Source organism: uncultured Microbacterium sp., from assembly GCF_900078385.1.
Lineage (GTDB): Bacteria > Actinomycetota > Actinomycetes > Actinomycetales > Microbacteriaceae > Microbacterium.
This window is the reverse complement of record NZ_FLQR01000012.1, coordinates 50,602-67,091: the sequence shown is the minus strand read 5'-3', so window position 1 is coordinate 67,091 and position 16,490 is coordinate 50,602. Positions and strand designations below refer to the sequence as shown.

Annotated in this window: 17 protein-coding genes; 6 read left to right on the top strand and 11 right to left on the bottom strand. The window is 71.6% G+C overall.

Annotated features, from left to right (window positions below; translation table 11 throughout):
* Positions 1–9: 9 nt before the first annotated feature.
* The 5 genes from ligD to QZL85_RS14445 all read right to left on the bottom strand — a co-directional run bounded on the left by ligD (position 10) and on the right by QZL85_RS14445 (position 4,907).
* Positions 10–1,260: a non-homologous end-joining DNA ligase gene (ligD, locus tag QZL85_RS14465; protein ID WP_295578043.1), complete on the bottom strand. Its 1,251-nt coding sequence runs from the start codon at positions 1,258–1,260 to the stop codon at positions 10–12.
* A 21-nt stretch (positions 1,261–1,281) separates the two neighbouring features.
* Entirely contained in the window at positions 1,282–2,598 is a 1,317-nt protein-coding gene (locus QZL85_RS14460) for an HNH endonuclease signature motif containing protein (protein WP_295578041.1), read from the bottom strand.
* A 121-nt stretch (positions 2,599–2,719) separates the two neighbouring features.
* On the bottom strand, positions 2,720–3,283 hold the full coding sequence (locus QZL85_RS14455; RefSeq protein ID WP_295578038.1) for a hypothetical protein: 564 nt from the start codon (positions 3,281–3,283) through the stop codon (positions 2,720–2,722).
* Positions 3,280–4,113, bottom strand: coding sequence for an endonuclease/exonuclease/phosphatase family protein (locus QZL85_RS14450; protein WP_295578036.1), 834 nt, complete (start codon positions 4,111–4,113; stop codon positions 3,280–3,282). Before QZL85_RS14450 ends, QZL85_RS14455 begins: the two co-directional genes overlap by 4 nt.
* The gene (locus tag QZL85_RS14445) at positions 4,110–4,907 is read right to left on the bottom strand and encodes a glycosyltransferase family 2 protein (protein ID WP_295578034.1); all 798 of its coding nucleotides are present in this window, start codon (positions 4,905–4,907) and stop codon (positions 4,110–4,112) included. The genes QZL85_RS14450 and QZL85_RS14445 overlap by 4 nt, the downstream gene beginning before the upstream one ends.
* 107 nt (positions 4,908–5,014) lie before the next feature.
* Between QZL85_RS14445 and QZL85_RS14440 the strand changes: the two genes are divergently transcribed.
* Together QZL85_RS14440 and QZL85_RS14435 are read left to right on the top strand one after the other, a co-directional pair.
* Entirely contained in the window at positions 5,015–6,226 is a 1,212-nt protein-coding gene (locus QZL85_RS14440) for an acyltransferase (protein ID WP_295578032.1), read from the top strand.
* 50 nt (positions 6,227–6,276) lie between these two features.
* Complete coding sequence (locus QZL85_RS14435) at positions 6,277–7,056, top strand: isocitrate lyase/phosphoenolpyruvate mutase family protein (protein ID WP_295578030.1); 780 nt, start codon at positions 6,277–6,279, stop codon at positions 7,054–7,056.
* Between the two features lie 7 nt (positions 7,057–7,063).
* On the opposite strand, the gene QZL85_RS14430 is transcribed toward QZL85_RS14435, so the two are convergent.
* Positions 7,064–7,423, bottom strand: a complete 360-nt coding sequence (locus QZL85_RS14430; RefSeq protein ID WP_295578028.1) for a nuclear transport factor 2 family protein — start codon at positions 7,421–7,423, stop codon at positions 7,064–7,066.
* Positions 7,424–7,492: 69 nt separating this feature from the next.
* Entirely contained in the window at positions 7,493–8,101 is a 609-nt protein-coding gene (locus QZL85_RS14425) for an LON peptidase substrate-binding domain-containing protein (protein ID WP_295578025.1), read from the bottom strand.
* A gap of 63 nt (positions 8,102–8,164) precedes the next feature.
* On the opposite strand from QZL85_RS14425, the gene QZL85_RS14420 reads away from it, so the two are divergent.
* The 3 genes from QZL85_RS14420 (at position 8,165) to QZL85_RS14410 (ending at position 10,504) form a co-directional block, all read left to right on the top strand.
* Positions 8,165–8,662, top strand: a complete 498-nt coding sequence (locus QZL85_RS14420; protein WP_295578023.1) for a DUF427 domain-containing protein — start codon at positions 8,165–8,167, stop codon at positions 8,660–8,662.
* Between the two features lie 155 nt (positions 8,663–8,817).
* Entirely contained in the window at positions 8,818–10,098 is a 1,281-nt protein-coding gene (locus QZL85_RS14415) for an MFS transporter (protein ID WP_295578021.1), read from the top strand.
* A gap of 7 nt (positions 10,099–10,105) precedes the next feature.
* Positions 10,106–10,504: a hypothetical protein gene (locus tag QZL85_RS14410; RefSeq protein WP_295578019.1), complete on the top strand. Its 399-nt coding sequence runs from the start codon at positions 10,106–10,108 to the stop codon at positions 10,502–10,504.
* A gap of 43 nt (positions 10,505–10,547) precedes the next feature.
* On the opposite strand, the gene QZL85_RS14405 is transcribed toward QZL85_RS14410, so the two are convergent.
* Positions 10,548–10,751 carry a hypothetical protein gene (locus QZL85_RS14405; RefSeq protein ID WP_295578017.1) on the bottom strand — a complete coding sequence of 68 codons (204 nt, stop codon included), beginning with the start codon at positions 10,749–10,751 and terminating at the stop codon, positions 10,548–10,550.
* A gap of 137 nt (positions 10,752–10,888) precedes the next feature.
* Here QZL85_RS14405 and QZL85_RS14400 point away from each other — a divergent pair, with 137 nt between their 5' ends.
* Entirely contained in the window at positions 10,889–11,614 is a 726-nt protein-coding gene (locus tag QZL85_RS14400) for a CoA pyrophosphatase (protein WP_295578014.1), read from the top strand.
* Here the strand turns inward: QZL85_RS14400 and QZL85_RS14395 are convergent.
* Genes QZL85_RS14395 through QZL85_RS14385 form a run of 3 tightly spaced genes read right to left on the bottom strand, consistent with a single transcriptional unit; the run spans position 11,586 to position 16,487 of the window.
* Complete coding sequence (locus QZL85_RS14395; RefSeq protein ID WP_295578012.1) at positions 11,586–15,026, bottom strand: CARDB domain-containing protein; 3,441 nt, start codon at positions 15,024–15,026, stop codon at positions 11,586–11,588. The genes QZL85_RS14400 and QZL85_RS14395 overlap by 29 nt on opposite strands.
* A gap of 44 nt (positions 15,027–15,070) precedes the next feature.
* Positions 15,071–16,108, bottom strand: a complete 1,038-nt coding sequence (locus QZL85_RS14390) for a serine hydrolase (RefSeq protein WP_295578009.1) — start codon at positions 16,106–16,108, stop codon at positions 15,071–15,073.
* A 34-nt stretch (positions 16,109–16,142) separates the two neighbouring features.
* Positions 16,143–16,487 (bottom strand): DUF2834 domain-containing protein, encoded by a 345-nt coding sequence (locus tag QZL85_RS14385; protein ID WP_295578006.1) that lies wholly within the window; start codon positions 16,485–16,487, stop codon positions 16,143–16,145.
* Positions 16,488–16,490: the final 3 nt, after the last annotated feature.

The window sequence follows — 16,490 nt, the reverse complement described above, 5'->3', positions numbered from 1 at the left end:
CGGCCGGCCTCAGCGCCTGCCGCCCGCCCCTCCCGCGCCGCCCCATCCGCCCCAGGGGTCGTAGTCGACCTCGAGGGCCTCCTGCGCCGGCCGGTCGCCCTCCGCGACGTGCTGCAGGTTGATGCGGATGCGGTACCAGAGCGAGCTGGAGCCGCGCATCCCGTCGACGAGGACGTCGGCGGGGGAGAGCTGGGCGACGACGTCGGGATGCCGCTTCTTCCAGGTCTCCAGCGCGGCCAGGGCCTCGTCCTTGGTCTTGGCGCGGGCGATCTCGATGAGCGGCATCGTCGACTGCCGCCGACCCGAGCCGTCGCCGCCGCGGGGCGCACGCTCGGCCGGACCGATCTCCTTCGCGAGGGCGAGGAGCGCGTCGAGCGATCCGGGCGCCTCATCGATGCCGGCGTGCGGGTCGCCCTGCTCGGCGAAGCGCACCGGAACCGTGCGGACGGTGAACTCCTCGGGGCGGCGTACGCGCAGCTCCTCCCAGGTGAGCGGCGCCGAGACGCGCGCATCGGGTCGTGGGCGGACGGAGTAGGCGGAGGCGACGGTGCGGTCCTTCGCGTTCTGGTTGAAGTCGACGAAGACGCTCTCGCCGCGCTCCTCCTTCCACCAGTGCGCGGTCGCAAGGCCGGGAGCGCGGTTCTCGACCTCACGCGCGAACGTCTGCGCGGCGAGGCGGACGTCCTTGTAGTCCCACTGCGGGTGGATCCGGATCAGGATGTGGATGCCGCGGGAGCCCGACGTCTTGGGCCACCCGACCAGGCCGTGGTCATCGAGGACGTCGCGTGCGACGAAGGCGACGTCGACGATCTGCGACCAGTCCACACCGGGCATGGGGTCGAGGTCGATCCGCAGCTCGTCGGGGTGGTCCAGATCCGCGGCGCGCACGGGGTGCGGGTTCAGGTCGAGGCAGCCGAGGTTCACGACCCATGCGAGACCGGCGGCATCCTGGATCACCGTCTCCTCGGCGCTCGTTCCCGAGGCGTACTGCAGTGTCGCGGTCTGGATCCAGTCGGGGTGATTGTCGGGGACGCGCTTCTGGAAGAACGCCTCCTTGTCGATGCCCTTCACGAAGCGCTTGAGGACCATGGGGCGGTCGGCGGCTCCGCGCAGGGCGCCGTCGGCGACGGCGAGGTAGTACTCGACGATGTCGAGCTTGGTCAGCCCTGCATCGGGGAAGACGATCTTCCCGGGGCTGCTCACTCGGACCTCGCGTCCGTCGATCTCGAGCGTGACGGCATCGTCCTTGCCAGGAGACATGGCGCCACTCTACGGATGCTGTCAGAACGGCGCGAGGTCGAACTCGGGGTCGGTGACGAAGGTCACCGTGCTCACCGGCCGGTCGTCGTAGACGCGGCCGGTGGGGGATGTCCACTCCAGGACGCCGCCCGGTCGCTGTCGCACCCGCCACGCGGAGTTGTGCTTCACCGTGTGATGCCTTCGACACAGGTGGGCGAGATTCGCGGCGTCCGTCGCGCCGCCGCGCGCACGGTCGTGCGTGTGATCGATGTCGCATGCCGTCACCGGCAGGCGGCATCCGGGGAACCGGCAGTGCTGATCGCGGACCTTCAGGTGCCGCCGCATCTCCTCGCTCGGCCGGTACCGGTCGACGGCGAGGACGGCGCCGGTGACGGGGTGGGTCAGGATCCGGTCCCAGCCGGGTGCACTCGCGGCCAGCGCTCGCGCGGTGGCGAGGTCGACGGGGCCGTGCCCGTCGAGCATCGTGGCCTCGAACGGGTCGGCGATGTCGTCCCCGATGAGCGCGAGCACCGGAACGGTCACCTGGACCCGGCCCTGCACCGCGGCGGCACCGGTGGGAAGCGGGACAGACAGCGGATCCGCTGTGAGGATCAGGTCGGCGAAGACATCGGCTCGCAGCTCATCGAGCGTGCGCGTGTCGGCCGCCGCGCCCTCGTCGCCCGCCGTGTCCCGGGCCTCCTGCACGCCATGCGCGAGCTGCGTCACACGGTCGAACGCCGCGTGGATGATCGGAGCAGGTCCGACGGCCAGGAACTCCGCCATGCCGTCGTCGAGATCCGTCACGCTCACCCGCCGGTGCAACCGTGCCGCGCGGTGACGCTCCTCGAACGTCGTCTCGGCGTACCACTCCGCGCGCCGCCGTGCGAGGGGCGCGAGCCGCGTCGCGGACTCCGCCTCGGCGTAGGGCAGGACGGACTCCTCGTACTCGGCGCGCAGTTCGGGTCGCGCGATCAGCGAGCCGCTCGCAAGGATCACGCGCGCGTGCGCCAGCGAGATCCGGCCGGTCTCGAGCGAGGCCAGGGTCGCGGGGAAGTCGTGCACGAGGCTGCGTGCATCGTCGAGCTGGCGCTGCACCGTGCGATCGCTGACGCGCCAGACGGCCGCGATCTCGGCCGCCGCGACCCGGTGCGGAAGCTCCGCCTCCGAACGATGCCGCCAGCCGGCATCCGTCACCCAGTCATCGACGATCTCGTCGGCGACGGCGAGCAGCCGCGCCTCCCGAGCCTGCAGTCGCGCGATCTCTTCGCGCACGTCGATCAGGTCGGGGAGCACCTCAGCCAGACGCCCGGCGGCGCGGGCCGCGGCATCCTCAGCGATCGGGTCGGGTAGCTCCTGCATACCTCCATTGTCCCGCCAATATCAGACATTGATGCGACACTGAGGGCCCAGTAGTGGACGACTGGACGAATATCCGTCCGGTGCAGGAGGTGACGTCGGCGCCTCCGGTGGACCCGCGCGATCACTCCCGCAGCAACGGCACTCTGGCCACGAGGAAGCCGGCGGCGACCGAGCCGAGTCCGCCGACGGCCATGTCGCCGATCGTGTCGGTGTAGGTCACGAAGATCTCCGCTGTGACGAAGGTCTTGCCGATCCACTCGAGCATCTCCCACACGGCACTCGCCGCGAGGCCGAGCGACGCCGTGAAGATGACGGCCGCCGGGCGCGCGGCAGGAGGCGGAGGCGTGACTCCCCAGCGCACGAGCGCGAGGTATGCGATCGCCGCGATCAGGCCCGTGCAGACGGTGTGCACCACGAGGTCCCATCCCGCGATGCTGCGGTACAGGTCGAGCACGTTGCTCCATGACGCCACGAGCACCGCGATCCCATACGTGATGTCGAACCACGGCCGGACGCCGACGAACCGGGGGACCAGCAGCGCGGGAAGTGCGAGCGCGAGAATGCCGGCATCCGTCCCGGACCACCAGATCGCCGCGATCAGGATGCTGACCGCCCCCGCGACGCGCACGGCGTCGGCGATCGTCTCGGCCACGCCGCGCGGACGCCGGAGGAAGTTCTCGATCATGCGCCGCGGCCCTCCCACCGCACGACGGCGTGCACCGGCAGATGATCCGAGGCCCAGCCTCCGTCGAGGCGGCGGGCGTCGATGGCCGCGCGCGTCACCTGCACGTCCGGTGTGACCGCGATCCAGTCGATCCGTCCTCGACGCACATGCGGGCGACGATACCCGGCGTAGGTGTCCCATTCGGGGGTCTCGCGTTCCGCGGCGCCATCCCAGGCATCCACGAGGTCATCGCCGCCCAGCAGCTCGAGCAGGGGCGCCGATCCTGGGCGCGCGTTGAAGTCGCCCATGACGATGGTCGGAAGGTTCTGATCTTCGACGAGCTCGCGGATCTGCCGAGCGCCGGCCACCCGAGCGCGCGCCGAGAAGACATCCAAGTGGGTGTTGAGGGCGACGAATCGCAGATCGGTTCCACGGTCCCGGAACGTCGCCGTCACGAGGATGCGGGGAAGCGCCGAGCCCCAGGACTTCGAACCGGGCACCTGCGGCCGGTCGGAGAGGGCTCTCTGCCGCCAGTCGAGCAGCTCGAGGCGCCCACCGTCGAAGAACAGCGGGCATCCCTCGCCCTGGCCGTTCGCCTGGCGACCATGTCCGACGAACCGGTATCGCTCTCCGAGTGCGTCCCGCACGGTCGTCGCCTGATCGGGCATCGCCTCCTGCACACCCAGCAGCGTCGGCTGCTCGGCGCGCAGGAGTGCCTCGAGGAGGGGTCGGCGCCGGCGCCAGCGGTCGGCGGGGCGGACGCGTGGGCCCGTGAACCGACGACGGATGTTGTAGCTCATGACGTGCAGGTCCGGTGGGTCCACCGGCCCGATCAGGGGAGCGACGCTCATGGCGCGGCCCGCCGCCGGGGGACAGGCACGCCCAGGCGATGCAGCGCCCGACGCAGAGCCAGGCGCACCCAGCGCACCGGCGGGAAGTCCGCCGGCCAGTGCACGAGCACGGTGCGGACCCCTCGCCGCACGCGCTGCCCGAAGTCGGCCCCGGACGCGAACGGCCGCATCGAGATGCCCATCGCCGCGCCGCGGAGATAGCGGATGCGGTGCCGCTCGCCGACGTGGAACGCGAAGTCCAGGTCGTCGTGCAGCTCGGGATCCTGCCGGTGCACATGGCTGCGGATGCCCTGCCACGCCGAACGCCGGAAGGCCAGGTTCGACCCGAAGACGGGCAGGTGGCCCAGCGCGGGAACCGTGACGAGCGCGTAGGCCCCGAGGTAGCCGGCCGCCAGCGACGTGCGCAGCGCGATCGGCCCGTCGACGAAGCGCGCCCCGCCCGTGAACACCGACACATCCGGCCGGCGCGCGAACGCGTCGGCGACGGTCTCGATCCATGTCCGCGCCGGAATGCAGTCGGCGTCGAGCCGGGCGATGACGTCGCCCGTCGCGGCGTCGTACCCCGCGGAGCTCGCCGCCGGGATGCCGGACCTGTCGCACCGGATGACACGCGCACCGAACTCCCGCGCAACCTGCGCCGAGGCATCCGAGGAGCCGTTGTCGACGACGACGATCTCGTCGGGCTCGCGGGTCTGCAGCTGCAGAGCACGGAGGCAGCGGTGCAGCTCGTTCGCGTCATCCTTCACGGGGATGACGACCGAGATCGTCGGCGATCCCTCGGGTCGTGCGGTCACGTCGACTCCTCAGGCGGCTGTGCGGCCACGCTAGTCGAGTGGCCGCCGCGCGTAGCGGTGACGCGCCATCGACGCTACGCTCTGAGGCACCTGCTGGGGGGTTGGGGATGGGATCACGGGGGCTACCCGACGCTGCTCGCGGTGTCGAACGAATCGAGTCGCTCGACGGTCTGCGCGGCGTGGCAGCCCTCGTGGTCGTTCTGTGCCACTCGCTCCTCATCGTTCCGGCGTTCTCCGCGTCGATCGTCGATGGCGCGGAGCCGTCCTTCGGCACCGCCGAGTGGGTCCTGCTCAGGACTCCGCTGCGCGTCCTCACGATGGGGGCCGAGGCCGTCATGGTGTTCTTCGTGCTGAGTGGATTCGTCCTCACCCTGGGCTTCATCGGCCGCACCATGACCGCGCGCTTCGTGGGCTCCTACCTGGCGCGCCGCATCGTCCGCCTCTACGTGCCGGTGTGGGGATCGCTGATCCTCGCTCTGATCCTGGCGCTGTCGATCGCGAGGGACACCGGCGCCGCCAGTTCCTGGCTTGCGTCGCACCAGGACCCGTCGGCCGGCGCGTTCGCGCTCGACATGGTCCTGCTGTTCGGCACCTCGAACCTGAACAGTCCCCTGTGGTCGCTGACCTGGGAGGTCTGGTTCTCGCTGCTCCTGCCACTGATCTGGATCGTCTTCCGGGCCATACGCGTCGAGCGATGGTGGCTGATCGCGGTTCCGCTGCTCGTCGTGATGAGCTGTCTCGCCGAGTTCCGGGAGGTGCGCGAACTTCTCCCGCTCGCTCACATCACGAGCGGGCTGCTGAGGTATCTGCCGGTCTTCTGCCTCGGGATGATCCTCGCGCTCAAGGTCTCGACGCTGCGTGGCTGGTACCTGAGCGCGGGAAGTGCCGGGCGCACCGCGTCGTGGAGCGTCGTGGGGCTGCTGCTGATCGTTCCGGCGCTCTTCGAACCCTTCGCCCCGAGCGCTCCGCTCGTTCGCGGACAGTTCTGGATCCTCTCGCTCCTCGGATCCGTGGGCCTCGTCGTGCTGGCGATCGTGTCGCGTCGAGCAGGGGGATTCCTCGCGAGCCCGGGCGTCATGTTCTTCGGGCGCCGGTCCTTCAGCCTGTACCTCGTGCACGAGCCGATCATCGTGGCGTCGGCCCTCCTGCTCGGCGCCGCGGGATGGTTCCCGTGGGTTCTCGCCCTTCCGGTCGTGTACGCGGTCATCGTCCTGGTCACCGTCGCGTTCTACCGCTGGGTGGAGAAGCCGTCCATCGGTCTCTCCCGCGCCGCGGGGCGCTTCTTCCGTTCGAGGGCGCCGGTCACGGTCGGCATCTGAGCCCGAGTCAACCCCTCGCCGCGATCGAGGTCGCTCGATAGCGTGAAGTCATGACCTCCCAGGCAGAACGCGCCCAGACCCTGTCCGCCCTCCACTCCGCGCCGGAGATCCTCCGCGTCGTGAACGTGTGGGATGTCGTCTCCGCCAAGACGATCCTCGCTCTGCCGGAGACGAAAGCGCTCGCGACCGCCGGGCACTCGATCGCCGCGACCTTCGGCTACGCGGACGGCGAGAACATCCCGCTCGACTTCGTGCTCGACATGGTCGGCCGGATCGTCGCGGTCGCGGGCGACGTGCCGGTGTCCGCCGACCTGGATGCCGGCTTCGGCGACGCCGGCGAGACGGCCCGTCGCGCGATCGGCGTCGGCATCGTCGGCGCCAACGTCGAGGACCGCTTGAAGCCGCTCGCCGAGTCGGTCGCCGCCGTCGAGGCGATCGTGCGCGCGGGGGAGTCCGAGGGTGTGCCGTTCGCGCTCAATGCACGCACCGACGCGATCGTCCGCGGCGGGGACCGCCCCATCGAGCAGTCGATCGCGGATGCCATCGAGCGCGGCCGCGCCTACCTCGACGCCGGCGCGGACATCGTCTTCGTGCCCGGCATCCTGAACGCGGACGTCACCCGCCGGCTCGTCGAGGGGATCGGGGAGCGGAAGATCAGCGTCATCGGCCTGCCCGGTGCGCTCTCCGCCGCCGAGTACGAGGCGCTCGGCGTCGCGCGGATCTCCTACGGACCGATGACGCAGCGCGTCGCCTTGACCGCGCTGCAGGACGTCGCGAAGAGCCTGTACGCCGACGGAGTCATCCCACCCTCGACCCGCGCGCTCAACTGAGCAACGGTCAGTCCCCGTCGCCCTTCCGCGGCGTCATGAACCACTCGATGAACTTCCTCGCGCGCCCGTCCGGCGCGAAATGGACCTCCCAGAGATTCGCGTAGGAGGCGTGGCCCGGGTACTCGACCCGGCCGCTGATGATGCCGACCCGGTCGTCCTCGACGAGGACCTGGAGGTCGGGCTGCGCCTCGGTCGGCTCGGGATCGAGCCAGGCCTCGATCACCGCGTCGATGCCGCGGGCCGGGTCGGGGTCGTCGGGGCGGAACCAGTACTCCGCGTCGTCGGTGAAGATCGCCCGGACGTCGGCCGGGTCCTTGGACTTCCAGGCCGTGAGGTAGCCGTCGAGCCACGTGCGTGTCTTGCTCATCGTCCCGGTGTACTCCGCCCCGCCGACAGCGGCAACAGCCCGTGGGCAGCACCGTCCCGTGCGGCGCGGTCAGTCCGGCAGTCCGAGCAGCGGCTCGATCTCCAGCGTCAGGTCGATGATCTGACGGAGGAGCCCTCCCGTCGTCGTGGACTGCAGCAGGGTGAAGCGGTCGTACTCGCCGAGCGGCGCGATCGCGGCGAGCTGCCACGCGGAGGCGACGGGATCATCGGACAGCTCGACGTTCGGATCCCAGGCCGCCTCGCCGATGGCGGCGCTGCGGGCCAGCATCCGGCGCACCAGCGCCTCCGCCTCGGTGAGCAGCGGCGTCAGGGCTTCGTTCCACTCGAGCGGCGGCACGGGCGACACCTCGGCCTGCGGGTGGGGATCGTCGTCGAGCCAACGATCGACCGTGATCCGCTCCGTGCCGACCGCCAAGGCGTACATGTCGTCGTCGCCGGTCGAGATCTCCAGGAGCCGCGCCAAGGTCCCGATGCTGCTGCGCTGATCGCCGCCGCCCGCCTCGTGACCGCGCTCGATGAGCACGACCCCGAATGTCGGCTCTTCGGCGTCGAGCAGGCGCCCCAGCATCGTGAGGTAGCGCGGTTCGAAGACGCGCAGGGGGAGCGGGGTGTACGGGAACAGCACGGACCCGAGCGGGAACATCGGCACGGCGCTCATGGCACCAGTCAAACATCGCGGGCGGCGGCCCGGGTGGACCTTCAGCGGACGTACAGTGAAGGGATGCCGCGCCCTCACGCCGATCCCGTCGCTCCCGGCCAGGAGTCCGTGTGGGACTACCCGCGTCCGCCCCGCGTCGAGCAGGTCGCGTCCCGCGTCACGATCGTCCTCGGCGGGCGGACCATCGTCGACACGGACGACGTCGTCCGCGTGCTGGAGACGAGTCATCCGCCGGTCTACTACCTGCCGGTCGCGGCGTTCGCCGACGGCGCCATCCTCTCCGCGGCCGGATCGTCGGTCTGCGAGTTCAAGGGCGCGGCGCGCTACTTCGACGTCGCCGGCGGCGGCCTCGTCCGCCCTCGCGCGGCATGGGGCTACCCGTATCCGCTGCCCGGCTACGAGGGGCTCGCCGACCGTGTCGCCGTCTACGCGCGCGAGATGGACCGGTGCACGGTCGACGGCGAGACGGTCACCCCTCAGCCCGGCGGCTTCTACGGCGGCTGGGTGACGGCATCCGTCGTCGGCCCGTTCAAGGGCATCCCGGGATCGATGGGCTGGTAGCGGCCGACCCGCACGATCCACCCAGCGCGTTCCCACCGGCACGCGCTACTCTGGAAGCGAGGCGTCCGCATTCTGCGGCGCCCGTATGGTGCATCTACCTGCTGGGAAGGCAAGGCGGCACACTCCGACCGCCAGCCGAACCGAGGTGCTCCACCATGACCGCGACCGCCGTCGATGATCGTTCCCTGATCTCGCACACCGGGCTCTGGTACTTCCCGATCGCGTTCCTCGCGCGTCTCCCGTTCGCCATGATGGTCGTCGGCGTGCTGACCCTCGTCGTCTCGGTGCGCGGCTCCGTCGCGCTCGGCGGGCTGACGTCGGCCGCCGTCGGCATCGGCACGGTGATCGCCGGTCCCCTCGTCGGCGACGCCGTCGACCGGCTCGGCCAGCGCCGCGTGCTGGTCCCGCTCGGGCTCGTGAACGGGGCGCTCCTCATCGCATTCCCGTTCGTCGCATCGTCGAACCTCGTCGACGGGATGCTGCTGACCGCGGCGTTCCTCATCGGCCTGTCCGCGCCGCAGGCCGCCGCGATGTCGCGGAGCCGCATGATGACGATCATCCGCGACCGCCTCTCGCCGCACCGCCGCATCCGCACCTTCTCCCGTTCGATGGCGTACGAGTCGGCGGCGGACGAGACCGCGTTCGTCATCGGGCCGGTGGTCGTCGGCATCCTGGCCTCGTTCATCGCCCCGTGGGTCCCGATCGCCGCGGCCGCCGTGCTGAGCCTCGTCTTCGTGACGGCATTCGCCCTGCATCCCACGGCGCGCGTGTCGACGAGCCACGGCGAGAGCGTCGCCGAGATGGCTCCGGCGCGCGACCTGCTGCGCGCCCCCGTGCTCGTCCTCGTGGCCGCGACCTTCGCCGTGGGCATGTTCTTCGGCTCGACGCTCACGTCGCTGACGGCCTTCATGTCGGAGCGGAACGACGTCGACGCCGCGTCGCTGATGTACGGGGTGATGGGCATCGGGTCCGCCGTGCTCGCCCTCGCCGTCGCCGTGCTGCCGACGCGCTTCGCGCTGCGCTGGCGGTGGATGCTGTTCGCCGGCGTGCTGGCGGCCTCCGCGCTCGGGTTCGCGCTGAGCGACTCGGTCGGCGGCGTGACCCTGATGCTGGCGGTCATGGGTCTCGGCGTCGGGCCGACCCTCGTGACCCTCTACAGCCTGGCCGGCCAGCGCAGCCCGGTCGGCCGGTCGGCGACGATCATGACCGTGCTCGGGTCGGCCGTGGCGCTGTCCCAGTCGCTCTCCGCCGCCGTGACCGGCGCCGTGGCCGAGGCCTTCGGCGCGCGCACCGCCATGGTGCTCCCGTTCCTCGCGGCCGGGGTCGTGGTGGGACTCGGTGTGCTCAACCTGGTCATCGAGCGACGCGCGCGGCGGACCCCCGTCGGGAGCCTCGAGGTTCCGCGCGCGCTGGAGTGTCCGCGCCCGGTGGGATGATCTCGGCATGACCCGGTACGCGATCGACTCCGGAACGGCTCTGCGCCTCGTCGAAGAGGGGCGGGCGGTGAGTGCGGCGCATTCCCTCGTGGGCCCGGCCGTGCTGCGCTCGCATGCGCTGGGTGCGCTCTACCGGGCGGTGCGTGACGGCACCCTCGCCGAGAAGGAGGGCCGCGCGCGGCTGGAGGGCATCGCGGCGCTGAAGATCCGGCTGCTCGGCGACCGCGTGTCGCGGGCGACGGCGTGGAAGATCGCCTCCGGGCTCGGGTGGGAAGACACCGCGGCCGCCGAGTACCTGGCCGTCGCGACGCTGCAGGCCGACGCGCTCATCGCCGCCGACCCCACGCTGGCCGCGGCGGCCGACGGCGTCGTCGCGCTCGCGGAGTACGACGACCTCTTCCGCTGACAGCGCCGCCGGTGACGCCGCGTCGACCTGGTCCCGCTGAGCGTCAGTAGCGGTTCGGCCCGTCCGGGTCGGTCAACGGCTCCTCGGGGTGCGGCGCGAACGGCTCGGTCGGATTCGGCGCCAGCGGCTCGGACGGGTACGGGGCCAGCGGCTCCTCCGGGGCGCCGGGCAGTCCCGGATCCGGCGGGCTCGCGGGGCCGGGGGTCTCCCCGGGGGAACCGGGGGAGTCGGGGAAGGCGGTGCTCATGGCGTTCTCCTCTCACAGCGCGGATGCGCGATGACCCCAGCCTCACCGGGCGCCCCGGCGCAGCCCAGCCCCTTGACCGCGGCGCGCGTCGCGGGTAGCACCGGCCCACCCCACCGGAACCGGCGTAGCCTGAACCGATGTCCGCCCCTCCCGCCCCGCGCAGCGCCCGGGCGCAGCTGGAGGCGCTGACGGCCGCGGTCGCCGACGGCACGGCGGGCCACGGCTTCTCCGCGCTGCGGAACGCGCCGGCGCCGACGGATCCCCGTGCCGCCGCCGTGCTGGTCCTCTTCGGCATCCTCGACGGCGTGCCGAGCGATCACGCCGCCGACGCCGTCTCACGCGACCTCGACGTGCTGCTCCTCGGCCGCGCGGCGACCCTGCGGTCGCACCCCGGGCAGGTCGCGTTTCCGGGCGGTCGTCTCGATGCCGGCGAGGAGCCCGTCGACGCCGCCCTCCGCGAGGCGGAGGAGGAGACCGGTCTCGATCCGGCCGGCGTCGACGTGCTCGGCACCCTCGAGACGCTCCCGCTCGCCTACTCGCAGCACCTCGTCACCCCCGTGCTCGGCTGGTGGCGGCATCCCTCGCCCGTCCGCGTCGTCGACGAGGCCGAGTCCGCGGCGGTCTTCCGTGCCCCCGTCGCCGACCTCCTGGACCCGGCGCACCGCGGCATCACCGTGATCCGCCGGGATGGTCAGGAGTGGCGCGGCCCGGCCTTCCACGTGCCGCACGCCGCCGGCATCCACCTCGTCTGGGGATTCACCGCCATCGTGCTGGACGGGCTGTTCGACCGGCTCGGCTGGACGGAGCCGTGGGACCGGACCCGCGAGCTCCCGCTCACTGCTGAACCTCGACCCACTCGCTGATGGCGGCCGCGGCGGAGTATCCGCCGCTGAACTCGGCCTGGGCGACGCGTGCGCCCTCGACCTCGCCTTGCTCGGCGCGGAACTCGAACGCGAAGTTCCCGTTCTCCACGCGTCCCTCGTACACACCGAGGTCCTTGCCCTCCTTGTCCTCGCGCAGCGAGACCACGACGGTTCCCCACACGCCGTCGCCGTCCTCCTCGACCTCGACGCGGCCGCGCGCGTACCCGCGTCCGACGTACAGATCGACGAAGCGCGTCCGCCGTCCGAACCAGACCTCGACGTGCGCACCGCCGGTGACGTCGCCGTGGCAGCCCTCGCCGGTGTCGGCGACGCCCGTGAGCCGCAGACTGTTCGGGAGCTCCCACGACTGGCTCTTGCGCTCCTCCCAGAACCGGCCGAGCGCGGGGTCGCCGATCATCGACTCGGTCCAGAACCGCACGTCGCGCTCCTCGCCCGGGTCCAGCTGCACCCATGCGCGCTCGAGGTAGGTGCGCGACAGCCGGTCGGTCTGGCGCACGACGACCCGGCACCGTGCCGGGACCGCGTGCGGGTTCGTCACCCGGACGACTCCCGTCTCCCGTGTCGAGGGCGACCCGGAGGCCGAGATCATGCGCGTGTGGTTGGACTGCGCCTCGTTGTTGTCCCGCGTGATCTCGCCGGGCTGCGCGGTGATCCGGGCGATCACGCAGTAGTGCGGACGGATGTCCAGGAACGGGATGCCGCTGAGCGCCGGCGGGCGCCACACATCGGGAGACGTCACCTCGGTCGTCGCGCCGGCCGCGAGCGTCGGGATCGTGATCGTCCCGAGTCCGGTCTCGGCCCCGCCGCCGAGCGTGAAGTCCTTGACCGCGAAGCGCACCTCGATGTCGTTCGCGACGTCGCGGCCGGTGTTGCGGATCGTCGCGACGATCCAGTTGTCATGGCCCTCCCACGGGACGTCGCGCAGCGCCGGGTTCAGGCGGTTCCGGTGGTTCTCGACGCGCAGGTCGGGGCTCTTCCAGTTCGTGCTCTGGCCCCACGGCAGGATCGACGGGTCGGGCTTGGCGTCCGCGTAGCGCAGCCGCACGCGGGCGAAGTCGCCCGCCGTCTCCAGTACGGTCATCGCGAAGTCGTTCGGGTACGACGGGTCGGTCGTGTCCTGCTCGCGGTAGTCGTCGTTGAGGGAGAAGGTCGCGTCGTCGTTGTCGGAGTCGTTGCGCAGCATCAGCAGCGGCCGACGGTCGGTCGGCGGCGTGTCGCCCGAGATGTAGTCGGTGCCGAGGACCACGAAGTCCTCCGGGATCGCCTGGTCGCTGAGCGCCGCGGCGTTCCGCCGCCGGTACTCGAAGTAGTAGTTGCGGCCGTTCGCGATGCGCAGCTCGACGGCCTGCCGCCGTCCCGCCGGGACGGGTACGCCGCGGCCGCTCGCGTGCAGCGTGACCTCCTCGTCGACGAAGCCGGCCACGCCGACCGAGATGGTCCGCACCTGACCTCCCGGCACCCACCCGAGGTGCATCCGCTCGACGACGGCCGGTTCCGGCGCACCCTCCTCGTTGCCCATGAGGTCCCACGTGCCGGGAGCGCGCGACTGGTACTCGGCGAGGTGCTTCGTCGACACCCAGTACGAGTCGTGCAGACCGAAGTTGTGGCCCAGTTCATGGCCGACCGTCTCCGCGAGCGTGCGGCCGTTGCTGATCGCCGTCCACGTCGTCGGCATCGTGAGCGCCTGGATGTTGCGGATCCGCGGGATGGAGATCTCGAAGCCGAACGGGAGCGACAGGCGGTCCTCGCCGACGATGAAGCTCATCTGGTAGCCGCCGGGGCGTGTGCCGTACGGCCACTGGTGGCGGCCGGGGAAGCCGGCGGGGGCACCTGCCGGGATGGAGCGCATCACCGCGATGATCGAGTCGACGGCGTCGAGGTCGAGCACGAGCGGCTGCCCGGCCGCCGTGCGATCGCGGTTCTGCCGCACGATCTCGGCGACCGCGGCCGTCGTGAAGTTGCTGAGCCCGTCGCCCTGCGTGCGGCCCGTCGCCTCCGGGTCGACGTAGTCGTCCCAGTCGTTGGGCAGGTGGACGGGCACGATGATGCCGGCCTCCACGAGGTTCAGCTGCCCGTCCGAGACGGCGTCGTAGTACAGCCGCGTCGATTCGAGGACGCCGCCGCGCATGACACCCGTGAAGATCTCCTGCCGCAGTGTCTGGGTGAGCGCCGTGACCTCCGCGGCTGTCAGCGTCGCCTGATCGTCGGTCTCCACGAGCAGCACCGCGACCCGGTAGTCCCCGCGCCGCGGGCGGACGTCGAGATTCTGCGGCACGTACGGGTCGCCGCCGCCCCACGAGGCATCCGGCGCGGCGTTCTCGGCCGGCCCGATGAGCGCCGTCGGCGGCCCATCCACGCCCGACCACGTGTCGGTGATCGAGAAGGCCGCCGCCGTGTGGACGGCGCCGGTCGCAGCATCCATCGCCACCAGCTTGTAGTCGCCGACGATGCCGCCGATCGCGACGACGACGTCGGGATGCGCGGGGTCGAACGATGCGTCGCGCGACGCCGAGACGAGGCCGCCCTCGGGCGGGTCGACGGCGAAGAGCAGGGAGTCGAAGGAGACGCCGCCGCGGCATGCGACGCGTGCGCGGGTCCAGGAGGCCAGGTAATGCACGGCGTCGATCGTGATCTCGACGCCGGGCGCCTCCACGAGCGGCACGACGCGGACCTCGGCGCCCGTCCCCACGAGCACCTCGTCCCCGCGCGTCGCAAGCCCCCACACCGCACCGGCGCCCGCGTCGAGGGGCTCCGGCGCCGTGGTCGGCGTCGTGAGATCGATGAGCGCCGTCCGTCCGTCGGCGTACCCGATGACGAGGCGCTGATCGCCGGGCGCAAACGTCGCGATCCGGGTGGCCCCGGGCGTCTTCGCGATCGGCTGCGGCGCGGAGCCGGCGCGCAGGACATACAGCCGGCGCCGCGGCGCCCAGCCGGCGAGGGCCAGAACGGCGGATTCGCTCGGGTGCGCGACGATGTCGACCACCCCGCTCGGAGCCTTCCCGATGTCCGTCACGGTGCCCGTCGCCGGGTCGACCTCGAGGTGGCGCGCGGCGCGCCCGCGTGTGACGACGGTGATCGTCGCGCCGGTCGCCGTCAGCGCCACGGCGCCCCCCGCGTCGGCCAGCGCCGACAGGGACACGGCCGCCACCGTCGGCGCGACCGTCGCGACGCCCCGGGTCGGGATCGCCGCGACCGCGGACGTCGCATCCGTCGGATGCGCGGCCACGTCGGCGATCGCGCGCCGATGTGCGGTGGAGTTCAGGCGCGCGCCGTCCGCCGCGCTGTGCACGAGCATCCACGCGCGGGCCTTCGGCCGCTCGAGCTGGATGATCGATCCGTCGCCGAGCAGGGCGAGGGACAAGCCGCTGGTGATGCCGTCGATGAGTGCCATGCCTGGAAGGAGGGGCGGCGGGGCGCCGGTGATACCCGCGCGTCTCAGTGCGTGTGGGGCTGCTCCTGCGCGACCCACGCGTCGATGGCCTCGGCTGCGACGCCGATGACGGGCCACGCGCCCTCCGAGCTGTTCCCGAGGACGCTGACCGTCGTTTCCGAGGCCGGGATGTGCGTCGACCGGAACGACACGCCCGCGTCGTAGCCCTCCATGACGGCGGCCGGCGCGGACGCATGCAGCCAGAAGCCCAGGCCGTAGCGCATCCCTTCGTCCGGCACGTCGTGGCGCGGCGCCGTCATCGCGGCCACCGAGGCGGGAGACACGATCCGCCCGGCGTAGAAGGCGCGCCAGAACCGGTGGAGGTCGGCGGCGGTCGTGTACGCCCCGCCGTCGCCGTTGCCGAGGACCGGGAGGTGCAGTGTGTTGACCCGGTCACCCGCCTCGAAGAGATAGCCGAGCGCCGCGGTCCCCGGCAGCTCGTCGGATCGGAGGAAGTCGGTCTGCGTCAGCTCAGCCGGCTGGAACACGAGGCGGCGGAGGACGTCGTGATACGTCTCGCCCGTCACGCGCTCCAGGACGATCGCGAGCACGATGTACCCGCCGTTGCAGTACCCGAAGCGCGTGCCGGGCGGGAAGGACTGCGGGAACCCGTCGACGAGCGGAAGGAACGCCTCCGCGCTCGTCAGCGTGTGGACCGGAGCCGTGAGCACGTAGTCCGAGGCGTCCCACTCGGCCTCCTCGTCGAGGTAGTCGCCGATCCCGGACGTGTGGGCGAGGAGGTGCTCGAGTGTCACGGCGTCGTCGATGAGCGGCAGGTCGTCGCCGAGGATCTCGCGTACGCGCCGGTCGAGTCGCAGCACGCCCTCCTCGACGAGCCGCATGACCGCGAGCGCCGTGAAGGTCTTGCTGCCGCTCGCCATCGCGAACCGCGTCTCGGGCGTGTTCGGCACCGCGAAGGCGCGGTGCGCGAACCGGAAGGCACGCGCGAGCGGGCGCTCGTCTCCGGCATCCACCGTGATCACACCGGTGAACGCCCGTTTCGCGGCAGCCGCTTCCAGAGCGGCGGAATCGATCGTCGACATGCAGACCTCCCGGAACACCTCAACCCTGGGCTGATCATCCCGCAGCGACGGCGTTCAGGGAATGGAGGCGCCGCTCGCGCAGCGCGAGGAACAGCGGGAACGTGAAGGCGAACGCCGTCACCCCGGACAGCACGATGTAGAGCCAGGCGCGACGCATGCCGAGCCGGCGCGCTTCGACGACGATCAGGATGCATCCGGCGACCGCGACGACGAGGAGGTCGACGCCGATCGACCCGACCGCGGGGCCGGACGTGAACAGGTCGCCGAGGTAGTCGCGCATGAGCACGACCGACCACACGTTCAGGAGGAGCGTGCCGATCAGGCCCACGAGCGCGAGGACGAGGTAGGCGATCGACAGGGGCGTCCAGGAAGGCTTCATGGG

What these genes read in the sequence shown, in the direction of transcription:
- QZL85_RS14390 (WP_295578009.1), bottom strand. Translation starts at nt 16,108, where the DNA reads ATGTCGACGATCGATTCCGCCGCTCTGGAAGCGGCTGCCGCGAAACGG.
- QZL85_RS14425 (WP_295578025.1), bottom strand. Translation starts at nt 8,101, where the DNA reads ATGAGCGCCGTGCCGATGTTCCCGCTCGGGTCCGTGCTGTTCCCGTAC.
- QZL85_RS14400 (WP_295578014.1), top strand. Translation starts at nt 10,889, where the DNA reads ATGTCCGCCCCTCCCGCCCCGCGCAGCGCCCGGGCGCAGCTGGAGGCG.
- QZL85_RS14405 (WP_295578017.1), bottom strand. Translation starts at nt 10,751, where the DNA reads ATGAGCACCGCCTTCCCCGACTCCCCCGGTTCCCCCGGGGAGACCCCC.
- QZL85_RS14415 (WP_295578021.1), top strand. Translation starts at nt 8,818, where the DNA reads ATGACCGCGACCGCCGTCGATGATCGTTCCCTGATCTCGCACACCGGG.
- QZL85_RS14420 (WP_295578023.1), top strand. Translation starts at nt 8,165, where the DNA reads ATGCCGCGCCCTCACGCCGATCCCGTCGCTCCCGGCCAGGAGTCCGTG.
- ligD (WP_295578043.1), bottom strand. Translation starts at nt 1,260, where the DNA reads ATGTCTCCTGGCAAGGACGATGCCGTCACGCTCGAGATCGACGGACGC.
- QZL85_RS14385 (WP_295578006.1), bottom strand. Translation starts at nt 16,487, where the DNA reads ATGAAGCCTTCCTGGACGCCCCTGTCGATCGCCTACCTCGTCCTCGCG.
- QZL85_RS14410 (WP_295578019.1), top strand. Translation starts at nt 10,106, where the DNA reads ATGACCCGGTACGCGATCGACTCCGGAACGGCTCTGCGCCTCGTCGAA.
- QZL85_RS14395 (WP_295578012.1), bottom strand. Translation starts at nt 15,026, where the DNA reads ATGGCACTCATCGACGGCATCACCAGCGGCTTGTCCCTCGCCCTGCTC.
- QZL85_RS14460 (WP_295578041.1), bottom strand. Translation starts at nt 2,598, where the DNA reads ATGCAGGAGCTACCCGACCCGATCGCTGAGGATGCCGCGGCCCGCGCC.
- QZL85_RS14450 (WP_295578036.1), bottom strand. Translation starts at nt 4,113, where the DNA reads ATGAGCGTCGCTCCCCTGATCGGGCCGGTGGACCCACCGGACCTGCAC.
- QZL85_RS14430 (WP_295578028.1), bottom strand. Translation starts at nt 7,423, where the DNA reads ATGAGCAAGACACGCACGTGGCTCGACGGCTACCTCACGGCCTGGAAG.
- QZL85_RS14440 (WP_295578032.1), top strand. Translation starts at nt 5,015, where the DNA reads ATGGGATCACGGGGGCTACCCGACGCTGCTCGCGGTGTCGAACGAATC.
- QZL85_RS14435 (WP_295578030.1), top strand. Translation starts at nt 6,277, where the DNA reads ATGACCTCCCAGGCAGAACGCGCCCAGACCCTGTCCGCCCTCCACTCC.
- QZL85_RS14455 (WP_295578038.1), bottom strand. Translation starts at nt 3,283, where the DNA reads ATGATCGAGAACTTCCTCCGGCGTCCGCGCGGCGTGGCCGAGACGATC.